This window comes from Pseudomonas sp. GXM4 (genome assembly GCF_008923895.1).
Classification (GTDB): domain Bacteria; phylum Pseudomonadota; class Gammaproteobacteria; order Pseudomonadales; family Pseudomonadaceae; genus Aquipseudomonas; species Aquipseudomonas atacamensis.
Genome location: NZ_WBRZ01000154.1, coordinates 1 through 13,525, shown reverse-complemented (window position 1 = coordinate 13,525; position 13,525 = coordinate 1). Strand labels below are relative to the sequence as shown.

At 59.5% G+C, this 13,525-nt stretch carries 17 protein-coding genes; 6 read left to right on the top strand and 11 right to left on the bottom strand.

Annotated features, from left to right (window positions below; all coding sequences use genetic code 11):
- Positions 1–98: 98 nt before the first annotated feature.
- From F8N49_RS18305 to soxR, 7 genes are all read right to left on the bottom strand, one after another.
- On the bottom strand, positions 99–1,028 hold the full coding sequence (locus F8N49_RS18305) for a metal ABC transporter substrate-binding protein (RefSeq protein ID WP_056788579.1): 930 nt from the start codon (positions 1,026–1,028) through the stop codon (positions 99–101).
- A 35-nt stretch (positions 1,029–1,063) separates the two neighbouring features.
- Positions 1,064–1,639, bottom strand: coding sequence for a DUF6162 family protein (locus F8N49_RS18300; RefSeq protein WP_073472510.1), 576 nt, complete (start codon positions 1,637–1,639; stop codon positions 1,064–1,066).
- Positions 1,636–1,974, bottom strand: coding sequence for a hypothetical protein (locus F8N49_RS18295; protein WP_151552039.1), 339 nt, complete (start codon positions 1,972–1,974; stop codon positions 1,636–1,638). The genes F8N49_RS18300 and F8N49_RS18295 overlap by 4 nt, the downstream gene beginning before the upstream one ends.
- A complete protein-coding gene (locus F8N49_RS18290) occupies positions 1,971–2,513 on the bottom strand; it encodes a hypothetical protein (RefSeq protein ID WP_016770801.1) in 543 nt (180 codons plus the stop codon). The genes F8N49_RS18295 and F8N49_RS18290 overlap by 4 nt, the downstream gene beginning before the upstream one ends.
- Complete coding sequence (locus F8N49_RS18285; protein WP_151552038.1) at positions 2,510–3,709, bottom strand: PepSY domain-containing protein; 1,200 nt, start codon at positions 3,707–3,709, stop codon at positions 2,510–2,512. The genes F8N49_RS18290 and F8N49_RS18285 overlap by 4 nt, the downstream gene beginning before the upstream one ends.
- A gap of 214 nt (positions 3,710–3,923) precedes the next feature.
- Positions 3,924–4,382 (bottom strand): VOC family protein, encoded by a 459-nt coding sequence (locus F8N49_RS18280; RefSeq protein WP_056788589.1) that lies wholly within the window; start codon positions 4,380–4,382, stop codon positions 3,924–3,926.
- A gap of 111 nt (positions 4,383–4,493) precedes the next feature.
- A complete protein-coding gene (gene soxR, locus F8N49_RS18275; RefSeq protein ID WP_056788635.1) occupies positions 4,494–4,946 on the bottom strand; it encodes a redox-sensitive transcriptional activator SoxR in 453 nt (150 codons plus the stop codon).
- A gap of 93 nt (positions 4,947–5,039) precedes the next feature.
- Here soxR and F8N49_RS18270 point away from each other — a divergent pair, with 93 nt between their 5' ends.
- The 5 genes from F8N49_RS18270 to F8N49_RS18250 all read left to right on the top strand — a co-directional run bounded on the left by F8N49_RS18270 (position 5,040) and on the right by F8N49_RS18250 (position 9,738).
- Positions 5,040–5,402 carry an antibiotic biosynthesis monooxygenase gene (locus tag F8N49_RS18270; RefSeq protein WP_151552037.1) on the top strand — a complete coding sequence of 121 codons (363 nt, stop codon included), beginning with the start codon at positions 5,040–5,042 and terminating at the stop codon, positions 5,400–5,402.
- Between the two features lie 101 nt (positions 5,403–5,503).
- Positions 5,504–5,773, top strand: coding sequence for a hypothetical protein (locus tag F8N49_RS18265; RefSeq protein ID WP_016770723.1), 270 nt, complete (start codon positions 5,504–5,506; stop codon positions 5,771–5,773).
- Between the two features lie 101 nt (positions 5,774–5,874).
- Positions 5,875–6,489 (top strand): LysE family translocator, encoded by a 615-nt coding sequence (locus tag F8N49_RS18260; protein WP_024013660.1) that lies wholly within the window; start codon positions 5,875–5,877, stop codon positions 6,487–6,489.
- Positions 6,490–6,694: 205 nt separating this feature from the next.
- Positions 6,695–7,861, top strand: a complete 1,167-nt coding sequence (locus tag F8N49_RS18255; protein ID WP_151552036.1) for an aminotransferase class V-fold PLP-dependent enzyme — start codon at positions 6,695–6,697, stop codon at positions 7,859–7,861.
- Between the two features lie 68 nt (positions 7,862–7,929).
- A complete protein-coding gene (locus F8N49_RS18250; protein ID WP_151552035.1) occupies positions 7,930–9,738 on the top strand; it encodes an aminopeptidase P family protein in 1,809 nt (602 codons plus the stop codon).
- A 44-nt stretch (positions 9,739–9,782) separates the two neighbouring features.
- Here F8N49_RS18250 and F8N49_RS18245 read toward each other — a convergent pair whose 3' ends face one another.
- Positions 9,783–10,379, bottom strand: a complete 597-nt coding sequence (locus F8N49_RS18245; protein ID WP_122707645.1) for a 2-hydroxychromene-2-carboxylate isomerase — start codon at positions 10,377–10,379, stop codon at positions 9,783–9,785.
- Positions 10,380–10,420: 41 nt separating this feature from the next.
- Entirely contained in the window at positions 10,421–11,149 is a 729-nt protein-coding gene (locus F8N49_RS18240; RefSeq protein WP_151552034.1) for an SDR family oxidoreductase, read from the bottom strand.
- 91 nt (positions 11,150–11,240) lie between these two features.
- Between F8N49_RS18240 and F8N49_RS18235 the strand changes: the two genes are divergently transcribed.
- Positions 11,241–11,810 (top strand): TetR/AcrR family transcriptional regulator, encoded by a 570-nt coding sequence (locus F8N49_RS18235; protein ID WP_150742473.1) that lies wholly within the window; start codon positions 11,241–11,243, stop codon positions 11,808–11,810.
- Here F8N49_RS18235 and F8N49_RS18230 read toward each other — a convergent pair whose 3' ends face one another.
- Positions 11,811–12,092: a hypothetical protein gene (locus F8N49_RS18230; RefSeq protein ID WP_039759777.1), complete on the bottom strand. Its 282-nt coding sequence runs from the start codon at positions 12,090–12,092 to the stop codon at positions 11,811–11,813.
- A gap of 169 nt (positions 12,093–12,261) precedes the next feature.
- Positions 12,262–13,149 (bottom strand): threonine/homoserine exporter RhtA, encoded by an 888-nt coding sequence (rhtA, locus tag F8N49_RS18225; RefSeq protein WP_016770790.1) that lies wholly within the window; start codon positions 13,147–13,149, stop codon positions 12,262–12,264.
- Between the last annotated feature and the right edge of the window lie 376 nt (positions 13,150–13,525).

The following is a 13,525-nucleotide window of genomic DNA, read 5'->3' as shown; positions in this document are numbered from 1 at the left end:
GTCATTCAGCGAAGATGTTGCCTGATCCGGCGCCTTCGCGAGCAGGCTCGCTCCCACCGGGTTATTGGTGTTGTCAGGGATCAAGGTTTCTTTCGACGTCATGCCCCCGACTCCTGAATCGCCCGAACCACGGTGTTGAGGTTGCCGGTCATTTCCTTTTCGTACTTGTCGGCGGTGTATTCGCCGTAGGAAATGTGCGACAGCGGGTACAGCTTCACCCCGGATTCGCGCTGGATGGTGTCGACGTAGCTGGACGGGAAATCCATCTCCGAGAAGATCACTTTGACGTCGAGTTCACGCAACTGGTCGATGGTCTTTTTCAGCTGACTCGGGCTTGGCTCGATGCCGTGGGCCGGCTCGACCACGGCCGTCACTTCCAGACCGAATTCGCGCAACAGATAGTCGTAAGCCGCATGCACTGTGGCCACGCGCAGTTCGGCGTTGGGTGCCTGGGTCAGTTTGGCCAAAGCGTCGGCGCGCATCTGCCGCAGGCGTTTGCCATAGGCGCGCGCGTTTTGCGTGTAGGTCTTGGCGTTGTCCGGATCGATCTTGCCCAGCTCGCGGGCGATGTTGTTGACCTGGGCGATGGAGGCGCTGATCGACAGGAACGTGTGCGGATTGACCACTTTGCCGGCGCCGCGCGCAGCGACACCGGTGGCCGCCAGCAATGGCACGTTTTCGTTGGCTTCGATGGTTTTGACGTTGGGTGTTTCGCTGGCGGCGATCATCCGGTCGGCGAAGTCGTCATGACCGACGCCGTTGAGCACGATCACGTCCAGTCCGCTGATGCGCTTGATGTCTTCGGCGCGCGGTTCGTAGGCGTGCGGATTGAAGCCCGCAGGAATCAGCGGCACCACTTCGGCCTTGTCGCCGACGATGTTGGCGACGTAGCTGTAATACGGATGCAGGGTGATGCCGATGCGCAGGCGTTTGCCTTGCTCGGCGCTGGCCAACGGGCTCAGCAGGCAGGCGCACAGGCCAAGCAGAAACAGGCGTAACAAGGGACGGCGAGGAGATGAAATGGACATGGGCAAGCAGTCTTCTCTCGGATAAAGGCGAGGAATCAATGGCGATGTTCGCGGGTAACCCCGGCATCGAATTGCGCGACGATCTGTTTCCAGCCAGCGGCGGACAGCGCGGCGTCCGACAGATCTTCAGCAGGCGCGGGATCGGCGCTGCGCTTGAGCCAGATGTCCGGCGCCGCGTTGGCGTCAGTGCCGACACGCATCAGAAATGAACCGGCGACATCAGGCGTCGCACTACGACCGAAATAGGCGCGTTCGGCGAGCATTTGCCATGCGTGACCACCACGGCTGACCGAACTGGCATCCTGCGCGAACGGCGCAAAGCCTTCGTCGGCCAGCATTTGTGGCGTCGGCAGGGCTTGTTGCTCTTCGCGCAGCAAGCGGATTTCGTCGAGGGTCACGCGCAGGTCGGCATAAATGCCTTGCTCGGCGGCGCTGAGATCGCGGCGGGCGTCGTACTGGTTGCTGGCGACCGGCTCCGGTTCATGGGAAACCCCGCGCCACGCCACCACCGAGCCGGCGACCGCGAGGATCAGCAGGCACAACAGCAGCACGTTGAGGGTTTCATGGCCGGCTCCGGCCGGGCGTACCACTTGCGTCGTCGGGCTACTCATGGGGCTTGGATATCCGCCTGGTCGATTTCCACCACGTGGCCTGGGCCGGCGTCGAACAGCACATAGAACTCGCTGCCGGGCTTCTTGAACGTCAGCGTCGAGTCATCACCCAATTTGCCCGGCACCAGAATGGTTTCGTCGTAGCCGATCACGTCGAGGGTCACCCCCGGCGCGCCGCTGCCGTCGGAGAAACCGCCGGTGCATTTGATCTGTTCGGCATCGATGGCTTTGCATTCGCACATCGGGTTGTGCGCCAGGGCGCCGGCACTGAAACCGGCGCTCAGCAGCAGCGCGGCGCTGGCGAGCAAACGGGTATGAAGGGGTGAGCGAGTCATGGTTTGGCTCCTTGTTTGTTCAGCCACGCGACCGTGGCGGGGGAGGCTTGGCTCAGGGGAATCGCGGCCTGGTGCATGCTGCCGTCCCAGCCTTCCATGGTGATCCACAGCTCGGCGTCAGGTTTGGTCTTTGCCGGGATCGGCATTTGCGTGCCCATGCGATAAGGCGTACCGAAGAAGATCGTGCCAGCGGCGCGCAGACTGCGCGGCTTGCCGATGCGCAGGTAAGTAGCCTTGACCTGCTCGACGCAGGTATCACAAACGGCGGCAGTGAAATCCTTCATATAGCCGGCCGGACCGCTAAGGTGCGGCGCCTCGTCACGCAGTTCGGCCAGGCGCAGGCTCCACGGGCCGACCTGAACGGTGCCTATTTCACGCTGGCCCAGGCCACTGTCGCCGCGAAACAGCGAAGCATCGGCAAAGTATTTCGGCATGAAGCCCAGCGGGATCAGCAACAGCAGGACATTGATGTGGAAACGCCACTTGTGCCAGAAACGCGACAGGCGCGACGGCGGTGTGACCGAGATGGCTTTGTTCACAGGCTGGCCTCCGAAGGTTCACGACGCAGCGCCGGTTGGGCGGTGACGCGGTTTCTCTTGTCCTCGCGTTTCAGCGCATTGGCGGTGGCCAGCGCGGTGCGCTTGGTCCAGATCAGCAGGCCGCTGAGGATCATCATGCTCAGCAACAGACCGAAGAAGAACCAGATCAACTTGATCCAGATTCCACCGAAGTCACCGGTGTGCAGCGGGCGCATGGATTCGGTGACGAATTCCAGCGAGGACCGATCGGACAGCAAGCGTGAGGAAGCCATTTCGCCGTTATACGGGTTGAGAGTCGCGGTCTGGTACATCAGCGGATACCAGCCACGGCCGCTGACGCTCATGTGTGAGTAGGCATTGCCCGGCAGGTTGACGTAACTGGCTTCCAGCCCCGGAATCTTCTGCTGGGCGATTTCGATGGCGCGGTCCAGGCTGATACGCGGCGGCGGGGTGCCGGCGGCCGAGATCGGCACACTTTCGCGGGACATCGCCGGGATGATCGGCTCGCTGGAAATGGAAATCTGGTTATCGAACAGGATCGCTTTGATCAGGAACCAGATGCCGGTGATGGAAATCACCGCGATGAACCAGATCGACCAGATGCCGCACAGGCGATGGAAGTCGCCCCAGAAGATCCGCGCACCATGGCGTACACGCAGGGTCGGGCGCAAAAAACCTTTCCAGAAGCGCTTGTAGACCACCAGCCCGGTAATCAGCGACACCAGCATCGGCACGCCGAGCAATGACACCAGATACCAGCCCCAGCTGTAGCCGTTGGTGAACGGCACCAGCCACCAGCCGTGCAGGGCGCGGGTGAACGCCTTGAAATCGAACGCCGGCGCGGTGCCCTGAATGACTCCGGTGTACGGATTGACATAGACCGTCAACGAGCGCCCGTCGGGATAGCTGACTTCGACGTCGAGGGCAAAGTGCGACTCGTCCGGACGATTGATGCTCTGCACCAGGGTTTGCGGCTCGGCCTGTTTGATCGCGGCGAGGATCTGGTCGTAGCTCAGTCGCGGCGCGTCGTCCGACGGCTGACTGGCGCGCATTTGCGGGTTGGCCAGCCAGACAATCTCCTGGCTGACCACCGCCAGCGTGCCGGTGACACAGACGATCAGCACAAAGAACCAGATCGGCAACGCCAGCCAGCTATGCACCAGGAACCACAGTTTGGAACGGGATTTCTTCGACATGATTGCGCGTCTTGATTGCGGTGGAAGGGGCCGGGCTACGGGCTTCGCAGCACGGAACTCCCCGGGAGGCCGTTCGTGGCTTTTGCCTACGCGAACGGCCTGCATTCCTATAAGACGGATGAGCGAAGTAAATCCCGAAAGCGGATATGAAAGTAAATGTTTCGCAATTACATCGGCAGTATATTTTTGCCGGTTGATCCGAGGTAAAAAAACCTCAACCTTGGTTAAACATCTCCATCGCCCGCTGGCGAATCTGCTCTTCGCTCAGATCCTCTTTGTGCGTGGCGAGAAACCACAGATGGCCGAACGGATCTCTCAGCGTGCCGCTGCGATCACCATAAAACTGGTCTTTGACCTCGGAGACGCTTTGCGCCCCGGCATCCAGCGCTTGTTGAAAGGATTGGTCAACATCGGTGACATACAGGTGCAAGCCGATCGACACAGCCTGCTGCGGATTGCTCAGCGGCCCTTGATCACAAGGGGTGCCAAGCATGATCGCGCTGTCGCCGATGCGCAGTTCGGCGTGGCCGATATTGCCGTCGGGCATGGTCAGGCGCATGACTTCGCTGGCGTTGAAGGCTTTTTTGTAGAACTCGATGGCCTCGGCAGCCTGTTGGATGCCGAGATACGGGGTAATGCTGTGATACCCCTCGGGAATGGGTTTGACGCTCATGACGTTCTCCCTGTTTTTGTTTTCAACAGATGTGGTTACACCGGACTTATCCGGAGCAATCACTATAGAACCGTCCTTGCTGCGCAACTTGTTCGCCGACGAGCAGCGTCATTACTCATCGCGAAAGTGCGGGCCTGGGCCTCGGTCACCGAGCATGTCGCCTTTATTGCGTAACGGACATGCTTCCATGGACAGACAGCCGCAACCGATGCACCCGGTGAGCTGATCGCGCATCAGCGTCAATTGCCTGATTCGTTCGTCGAGCTCGCGCTGCCATTGTTCAGACAGCATTTTCCAGTCCGCCGCCGATGGCGCGCGATCCTGCGGCAGGATCTTCAGCGCTTCGCCGATTTCCGCCAGCGGTATCCCCAGCCGTTGCGCGACTTTGATCAACGCCACCCGGCGCAGGACGGCGCGCGGATAGCGGCGCTGATTGCCGGCATTGCGCTCACTCTTGATCAAACCTTTGGCTTCATAAAAATGCAGCGCGGTGACCGCGACGCCACTGCGCGCCGCAACCTCGCCCACGGTGAGAGGCTTGTGCACCTGGTCTTTGCTGATCATGCTGAAAATGCTCTTGACCTTGACTTAACTAGAGGTTTTACCCTGCAGCTCTTCGGGTCGCAAGGCTCGCTTCAACATGAGTGGGGGCTTTCCATGAGCAATCGCAGCTTTACCCAATTGATCGAATTCGAAATCGAACCCCGCCAGCAAGCAGCGCTGGTCTCGGCATTGGCGACGCAGACCGAGGGCCTGGCTCAGCGTCACGACGGGTTTCTCAGCGCCAGCGTGCAGGCCAGCGACGACGGCCGCCGCGTGCTGAGTTTTTTGCAGTGGCAAAGTCGCGAAGCGGGGGAGGCGGCATTTCGCAGTTTCGAAAGCGGCGAACAGGATTTCTGGCAAATGATCCGCACCCATCGGGCGAAAACCGTGACCTTCAATTCGTTCCAGGTGCACAGCAGTATCGCCCGCAGCCACGACGACGCGCTGCACTGCCGTTTGCCGGTCAGCCAGTATTAGCGCAAAGCTGATAGCCACTATTGAGAGCGTTGATTTCTGCGCGAGCGTGCCCGGGCGTAGCCTTTCTCCATCGACCCCACATTGCTCGCCAGGACGCTCCCATGAACCGTTTACTGACTGTTTCGCTGATGCTCGCTGTTTCCGTACTCGCCGGTTGTGCCGGCCATGTTTCGCCCGAGCTGCGCCCTTACACCGCTGAAGAATCCCGTGAACTGGCGCTGGAAGCGCTGAACCGCAGCGGCTTGTCATTCGACGAATACCACGCGAAAAAAGCCCAATTGCTCGGCCAGCCGCAGAAGACTTTCGGCTTCGACCAACAGGGTGAGATGAGCGCCGAACGTGCCATACAGCTGCACGGTCGTCCGAGCTGAAAGCAAACTGTACTGCTTGGAGTTTTCCCTAACTGTCCGTGGGTTTGCCGGGCCGTGTGGGATAGGGTCAACAGCTGAACGACCCTGGATGGACTGCCTCGATGAACCTCTCGCTTGATCTGCTGTTGGGCTTTGCCCTTTTTGCCCTTGTCACCTCGATCACACCGGGGCCGAACAACACCATGTTGCTGGCGTCCGGAGTGAATTTCGGTTTCAACCGCACCATTCCGCACATGCTCGGCATCAGCTGCGGCTTCTTCCTGTTGGTGGTAGCGGTGGGCTTTGGCCTTGGCGCCGTGTTTCAGGCCTATCCGATTCTGTATACGGTGCTGCGTTATGTCGGCGCGGCGTATTTGTTGTATCTGGCGTGGAAGATCGCCCACTCCGGCCCGGTCGGCGACAGTGCCCACGGCGAGGCGAAACCGATCAGCTATCTGGGCGCCGCGGCGTTCCAATGGGTCAATCCCAAGGCGTGGATCATGGCCATCGGTGCCATCAGCACGTACACGCCGATGCAGGGTTATTTCTATAACGTCGTGATCATCGCGGCTGTGTTCGCCATCATCAATCTGCCCAGTGTCGGCCTGTGGGCGGCGTGCGGCACGCTGTTGCGCAATGTGCTGAAAGATCCGCGCTGGTTGCGCGTGTTCAATTGGGGCATGGCGGCGCTGTTGGTGATCTCGCTGTATCCGTTACTTCTCGAAAGCTTTCACTGACGCATTGCTTCAATCGCCGGCCCGATGCCTGTTAAGCTCGGTTTCAGGAGCGTTCCTACGCACTTTTAAATGAAGCCCTACTTCTTTAACGGCATCCGATCAGGTATTGATGACGCTCTCGAACCCATGCACAGCTCACGAGGCTGTGCATCGTCGTTTGCAGACACGAGCCTCCTGATCCCGGAACACGCTCTGCGAGTCCTTTATGAACACACGTCCGTTGTATTTCGATTACGCCGCCACCACCCCGGTGGACGAGCGGGTCATCCAGGTGATGATCGAATGTCTGGGTTTTCACGGTAACTTCGGTAACCCGGCATCCAGCTCCCACGCGTTTGGCCGGCAGGCCCGGCAGACGGTCGAGCAGGCACGTCGGCAAGTCGCCGATCTGGTCGGCGCGCAGCCTGAGCAGATTGTCTGGACCTCCGGGGCCACCGAATCCAACAACCTCGCTCTCAAAGGCGTCTCCCAGGCCCGTGGCGTTTGCGGCGGCCATATCATTACCAGTCAGATCGAACACAAGGCCATTCTCGACACCGCGCGGCAATTGCAGGACGCGGGCATTGCCGTGACCTATCTGGTACCGGACGCCCAAGGCTTGATCACGCCGCAAGCGGTCAGTGAAGCGATGCGTGACGACACCTTTCTGGTGTCGCTGATGCTGGTCAACAATGAGTTGGGCACGGTCAACGATGTCCAAGCGATTGGCGAAGTGGTGCGCAGTCGGCAGGCGTTGTTTCATGTGGATGCGGCGCAAGGCGCCGGCAAAGTCGCGATCGATCTGAGCCGCTGGCCGGTGGACCTGATGTCGTTTTCCGCACACAAACTCTACGGCCCCAAAGGCATTGGCGCTTTGTATGTCGGCCCGCAGGCGCAGCAACGCTTGCAGGCCCAGATCCACGGCGGCGGTCATGAAGGTGGCCTGCGCTCCGGAACCCTGGCGACTCATCAGATTGCCGGGATGGGCGCTGCTTTCGCTTTGGCCGCCGACGCATTTGATGAAGAGAAAAAGTCCATCATCGCTTTGCGCGAACGCTTGCTCGAACAGCTTTTGAAGTTGCCCGGCGTGCGCCTCAATGGCAGTGCCTCGCAACGCATTCCGCACACCCTGAGCCTGACCTTCAGCGAGGGCGAGTTCAACAGCGCCGCATTGAGCCATTCGATCGCGTTTTCCGCGACGTCGGCGTGTAATTCCGCAAGTAATGCGCCGTCCCACGTGCTGCTCGCGCTCGGACACGATGCGCGGCTGGCGGGGCGCACCATTCGCTTGAGCCTCGGGCGGTTTACCACCGTCGAGGATGTCGACAAGGCCGTTGACCTGATCACAACCGCCTGCGCCAGTGCCCCGGCATTCTGGGCGACAGGGCTCTAAACAGCAGACGCTTTCCATGGCCGCGAAGGCTACGAACAATAACGATGACGCGATTAGCAGGAGACATGATGAGTTCCCACACCTTGACCGAAGGATCGGTGCCTCAGCGCTTGGCGCATACCCGTGAACTGATGCGCCGCGAAGGCATCCATGCGCTGCTGGTGCCGTCCGCCGACCCGCATCTTTCGGAATACCTGCCGGGTTACTGGCAGGGCCGGCAATGGCTGTCGGGTTTCCACGGTTCGGTCGGTACGCTGATCGTCACTGCGGATTTCGCCGGCGTGTGGGCCGACAGTCGTTACTGGGAACAGGCGACCAAAGAGCTCAACGGCAGCGGCATCGAACTGGTCAAGCTGCAACCGGGGCAACCGAGCCCGCTGGACTGGCTGGCCGAGCAAACCCCCGAGGGCGGCGTGGTTGCCGTGGATGGTGCGGTAATGGCGGTGGCTTCGGCGCGCACACTGAGCAGCAGGCTCGAGGCACGCGGTGCTCGCCTGCGCACCGATATCGACCTGTTGCAGGAAGTCTGGCGCGATCGCCCGAGCCTGCCCAACGCGCCGATCTATCAGCATCTGCCGCCACAAGCGACCGTCAGCCGTGGCGAGAAACTGGCGAAATTGCGCGAAACCTTGCAAGAGCGTGGCGCCGATTGGCATTTCATCGCCACCCTGGATGACATCGCCTGGCTGTTCAACCTGCGTGGCGGTGATGTTTCATTCAATCCGGTGTTTGTTTCGTTCGCCTTGATCAATCAGCAACAGGCCACGCTGTTTGTGGCGCTGAGCAAGGTCGATGCCGATCTGCGCGCGGTACTCGAGCAGGATGGCGTAACGCTGCGTGACTACAGCGAAGTGGCCGATGCGTTGCGTGCTGTGCCGAGCGGCGCGAGCCTGCTGGTCGATCCGGCGCGAGTGACCACGGGGTTGCTGGATAACCTGGACAGTGGCGTGAAACTGGTCGAGGGTCTCAACCCGACTACGTTGGCCAAATCGCAGAAAAGCGAAGCCGACGCTCAACACATCCGTAAAGCCATGGAGCAGGATGGCGCGGCGTTGTGCGAATTTTTTGCCTGGCTGGAATCGGCGTGGGGGCGCGAGCGCATCACCGAACTGACCATCGACGAGAAACTTACCGCTGCCCGTGAGCGGCGTCCCGATTACGTTTCGCTGAGCTTCAACACCATTGCCGCGTTCAACGCCAATGGTGCGATGCCGCACTATCACGCTACTGAAGAGGAGCATGCGTTGATCGAGGGTGATGGTCTGTTGCTCATCGATTCCGGTGGTCAATACCTCGGCGGTACCACAGACATCACGCGCATGGTCCCGGTGGGTACGCCGACTCAGGAGCAGAAACAGGATTGCACGCGCGTGTTGAAGGGTGTGATTGCGCTGTCGCGGGCACGATTCCCGAAAGGCATTCTGTCGCCGCTGCTCGACGCCATCGCTCGTGCGCCGATCTGGGCTGACAACGTCGACTACGGTCACGGCACCGGTCATGGCGTGGGCTATTTCCTCAACGTTCACGAAGGTCCGCAGGTGATCGCCTATCAAGCGGCACCGGCGCCGCAAACGGCGATGCAGCCGGGGATGATCACCTCGATCGAACCCGGCACTTATCGCCCGGGCCGCTGGGGCGTGCGCATCGAGAACCTGGCGATGAACCGCGAGGTCGGCAGCAGCGAATTCGGCGACTTCCTCAAGTTCGAAACCCTGACGCTGTGCCCGATCGATACTCGCTGCCTGATTGCTGACCTGCTGACTCAGGAAGAAAAGCAGTGGCTCAATGCTTACCACAGTGAAGTACGCGAGCGTCTGAGCCCGTTGCTGGATGGCGCGGCGCTGAGCTGGCTGAACGAGCGCACTGTGGCCATTTGATCGATTTACCCAAGGCGCCGCTCGCGGTGCCTTGGGTCTCGGTTTCAATCCTGGCGCAATGCCTCTTCTAGGAAGTCGAGTCGATCCTGACCGAAGAACAACTGATCGCCGATAAACATGCTGGGGGCACCGAAAACGCCGCGCTTGATCGCGGCTTCGGTGTTTTCCTTGAGTGCGGCTTTTACTGATTCATCGTTGGTCAGCGCCATTATCTCTAGAGGGGCGAAGCCGTTTTCAGTCAGCACGGCGGCAACGGTTTGCGGATCGTTGAGGTTACGGCCTTCTACCCAAAGCGCCTTGAACAGGCAATCGACGAACTCGGCGAAACGCTGCGGCTGGCGCATCTGCATGCCAGTGACGGCACGCATCAATATCAGCGTGTTGATTGGAAAGTGCGGATTGAATCTGAGCTGTACGCCGTAGCGTTTGGCGAAGCGATCGAGGTCCTGAAACATGTAGCGACCCTTGGCCGGAATCATTGCCGGCGAAGCGTTGCCGGTGGCTTTGAACACGCCACCCAACAGCATCGGGATGTAGATCAGTTCGCTCTGGGTATCGGCGCAGATTTTCGCTAGCTGGGTGTGCGCCAGATAGGTGGTGGGGCTGCCGAGGTCGAAATAGAATTCCACGGTTTTCGTCATGATCAAATCGCTCTCTTATTGTTGTAATGAGGGGGGAGGGCTTACCAGCGTTCGTTCCATGGGCGCAGGTCCAGCTCGAAGGTCCAGGCATCCCGTGGCTGACTGTGCAGATACCAATAGTTTTCGGCGATGTGCTCTGGATCGAGAATGCCGTCCTGATCCTTGGTCGCGTATTTCTCGGGAAAGCTGTTGCGGATGAAGTCGGTATCGATCGCACCATCAACTACGACGTGGGCGACGTGAATGTTCATCGGCCCCAACTCTCTCGCCATGCTTTGCGCCAGTGCGCGGATGCCGTGTTTGGCTCCGGCGAAAGCGGCAAATCCAGAAGCACCGCGCAGCCCGGCCGTGGCACCAGTGAACAGAATCGTGCCGCGCTGCCGAGTGACCATGCGCTTGGCCACTTCACGGGCATTGAGAAAACCGGAGAAGCAGGCCATCTCCCAGATCTTGAAATATTTGCGCGCGGTTTCTTCGAGAATGCTGCAGGGCACGTTGGCGCCGATGTTGAAGACAAAGGCCTCGATCGGGCCGACGCGGGTTTCGAGGTCTTCGATCAAGGCGATGACGTCATCTTCCTTGCGCGCATCGCAGGCAAAACCATGGGCCTCACCGCCCTCAGCGATGATTTCGTCAACCAGAGGCTGCAATTTGTCGGCGCTGCGCCGGGTCACGCAGGCTATAAACCCCTCACTGGCAAAGCGCTTGGCAATGGCCCCGCCGGTGGCATCGCCAGCACCTACGACCAACACGACCTTCTTGTTATTCATGGGTGAATCCCTTTGGGTTAACGATCGTTTAGTTAACGAACGTTATGCTAGGATTCGGGCAGCGTCAAGGCGATCTACTTCAGGAGATGACATGCGTTATTCGGCCGGACACAAATCGGAAACCCGCGAACGATTGCTGCAAAGCAGCGCGCTGTCGGCAAAGAAATCGGGGTTTTCCACGGTGGGCGTGGATGGCCTGATGAAAGCCATCGGTTTGAGTGGCGCCGCGTTCTACAGCCACTTTTCATCCAAAGATGCGTTGTTCGCTGCCATCGTCGAGCGAGAGTTGAGTGAAAGTCTTGAGCGCCTTGGTGGCCAGGGCGGTGCAGATAGGCAGCGGCTGGAGCGTTGTCTGAAGCAGTACCTGAGCATGGCCCACGTCGAGCAACCAGAGTCCGGTTGCGCGCTGCCGACATTGGGCGCAGAGGTTGCCCGTGCCGATATGCAGGTGCGTGAGCAGGCTGAACAGTGGATCTGCCGTCTTCAGCAGGGCTGGGCTGAGATCCTGGAAAGCGAGAGTCTGGCCTGGTCGGTGCTGTCGCAATGTGTGGGTGCGTTGGTGGTCGCGCGAATGCTGGCAACACCGGACGTGCAGCGTACGGTGTTGCGCTCGAGTCATGAGCAAATCACTCGTCAGCTCGCTTTGCCACGAGCCGAGTAGTTATTTGCAGATGACGATCATGCTGCGGCTGGTATAACCGGCGGGGTTCAGGCCGAACGGATAATCGCCAGGTTCCTCGACGGCATCCCCGGATTTGGCGATCACCTTGTAGCCCTTGGGCGCGCAGGAATTGGCGGCGCTGGTGTAGCACTTGTCCCATGAGGATGAAAGTCCGGAACAGTTGATATGCAGCCCCTTCTTGCCGCGTTTGACCTGGGTTTCCGAGGTCGCTGCGCAGCTCGCGATCGCCAGCAGGGCGATCAGTAGCAAAATTCGTTTCATTACCATCCTTAATAGCGGCCACGAGTCTGGTGCTCGGGTCTGCCTGTATTCGCTCGCGTTTGCAGCGTTGTGCCGTCCTTTGCGAAAAAATCCATGCCTGGCGATGGGTTACGAAGCTAAACATGGCCTAAATGAGCGCCAATTACCAGACCCCACTTTCTATAACGCTTCAGTCGGCCGCGACAGCAGGCTTTGCTCCGCTGCCCATGGTCATGGTTGCGCCCACTGACGCCAGAATAATGCACAGGATGGCCAGCCATTGTGACAATGAAAGGTATTCCTGGAGAAAAAGCAGACCTGATAGTGCTCCGAAGGCCGGTTCGATACTCATGAGCGTGCCGAAGGTGCGCGCGGGCATACGCGTCAGGGCGACCATCTCCAGGGTATAGGGCAGGGCGGTGGACAGAATGGCGACGCCGATAGCGATCGGAATCAGTGATGGTGTAAGCAGCGCAGCGCCGGCATGAACAATGCCGATTGGCGCCACAAACAGCGCGGCGATCATCACGCCGAGGGCTGCGGTCGTCACCCCGTTGTCGGCGCCGGCCTTTTGCCCGAACAGAATGTACAGCGCCCAGCACACTCCGGCGCCCAGCGCATAGCCCGCTCCGACCAGATCAATGCCGGCAGTGGTAGCCCCGGTGGGTATCAATAGAAGCAAGCCGGCCGCAGCAAGCGCAATCCATACAAAATCGATGGCGCGGCGAGAGGCATATATAGCTACAGCCAGAGGGCCGGTGAATTCCAGCGCAACGGCGATGCCCAGCGGCACTGTGCGCAGCGACATATAGAAGAGGAAGTTCATTCCGCCCAATGCCATTCCGTAGACGATCACGGTACGAAGAGACTTGGCGGTCAGCTTTGCACGCCATGGGCGCAGTATCAGCAGCATGATCACGCTGGCAAAGATCAAGCGAAGAGTGGTTGTTCCTTGTGCGCCGATAATGGGGAACATGCTTTTGGCCAGAGAAGCGCCCGACTGGATGGACGCCATGGCTATCATGAGCAGGCAAACCGGAAACAATGTGGAAGCAAGGGAGCGAGGTTGATCATTCATTGCGCGGCAGCATCCAAGGCAAAAACACAGTATTGTTGTGGTAGTGGGCAATATACTGCGCATTGGATGGGGGCGCGTCTATATATAGAAAGCGTTTTTGCTGATTTGAAAGAAAAGCGAAATTAACGGTTGACGGCAGATTCCAGAGGTCTATAATTCGCCCCACTTCCGGCGCAGTCGAAACGGAAAACTCCTTGAGATTCAAAGAGTTACGCAGTTTTCGGCAGCGGCTTGCTTCAGATCATCGAGGCCTGGAAGGAGTTGAAAGAGCAGTGATGTGTAGCTCTTTTAACGGTTCGATCTTCTCGGTCGAAAGCGGAGAAAAAGAGGTGTTGACAGCAGCGATTAACGCTGTAGAATTCGCCTCCCGCTAACG

What these genes read in the sequence shown, in the direction of transcription:
- F8N49_RS18305 (WP_056788579.1), bottom strand. Translation starts at nt 1,028, where the DNA reads ATGTCCATTTCATCTCCTCGCCGTCCCTTGTTACGCCTGTTTCTGCTT.
- F8N49_RS18300 (WP_073472510.1), bottom strand. Translation starts at nt 1,639, where the DNA reads ATGAGTAGCCCGACGACGCAAGTGGTACGCCCGGCCGGAGCCGGCCAT.
- F8N49_RS18295 (WP_151552039.1), bottom strand. Translation starts at nt 1,974, where the DNA reads ATGACTCGCTCACCCCTTCATACCCGTTTGCTCGCCAGCGCCGCGCTG.
- F8N49_RS18285 (WP_151552038.1), bottom strand. Translation starts at nt 3,709, where the DNA reads ATGTCGAAGAAATCCCGTTCCAAACTGTGGTTCCTGGTGCATAGCTGG.
- F8N49_RS18280 (WP_056788589.1), bottom strand. Translation starts at nt 4,382, where the DNA reads ATGAGCGTCAAACCCATTCCCGAGGGGTATCACAGCATTACCCCGTAT.
- soxR (WP_056788635.1), bottom strand. Translation starts at nt 4,946, where the DNA reads ATGATCAGCAAAGACCAGGTGCACAAGCCTCTCACCGTGGGCGAGGTT.
- F8N49_RS18270 (WP_151552037.1), top strand. Translation starts at nt 5,040, where the DNA reads ATGAGCAATCGCAGCTTTACCCAATTGATCGAATTCGAAATCGAACCC.
- F8N49_RS18265 (WP_016770723.1), top strand. Translation starts at nt 5,504, where the DNA reads ATGAACCGTTTACTGACTGTTTCGCTGATGCTCGCTGTTTCCGTACTC.
- F8N49_RS18260 (WP_024013660.1), top strand. Translation starts at nt 5,875, where the DNA reads ATGAACCTCTCGCTTGATCTGCTGTTGGGCTTTGCCCTTTTTGCCCTT.
- F8N49_RS18255 (WP_151552036.1), top strand. Translation starts at nt 6,695, where the DNA reads ATGAACACACGTCCGTTGTATTTCGATTACGCCGCCACCACCCCGGTG.
- F8N49_RS18250 (WP_151552035.1), top strand. Translation starts at nt 7,930, where the DNA reads ATGAGTTCCCACACCTTGACCGAAGGATCGGTGCCTCAGCGCTTGGCG.
- F8N49_RS18245 (WP_122707645.1), bottom strand. Translation starts at nt 10,379, where the DNA reads ATGACGAAAACCGTGGAATTCTATTTCGACCTCGGCAGCCCCACCACC.
- F8N49_RS18240 (WP_151552034.1), bottom strand. Translation starts at nt 11,149, where the DNA reads ATGAATAACAAGAAGGTCGTGTTGGTCGTAGGTGCTGGCGATGCCACC.
- F8N49_RS18235 (WP_150742473.1), top strand. Translation starts at nt 11,241, where the DNA reads ATGCGTTATTCGGCCGGACACAAATCGGAAACCCGCGAACGATTGCTG.
- F8N49_RS18230 (WP_039759777.1), bottom strand. Translation starts at nt 12,092, where the DNA reads ATGAAACGAATTTTGCTACTGATCGCCCTGCTGGCGATCGCGAGCTGC.
- rhtA (WP_016770790.1), bottom strand. Translation starts at nt 13,149, where the DNA reads ATGAATGATCAACCTCGCTCCCTTGCTTCCACATTGTTTCCGGTTTGC.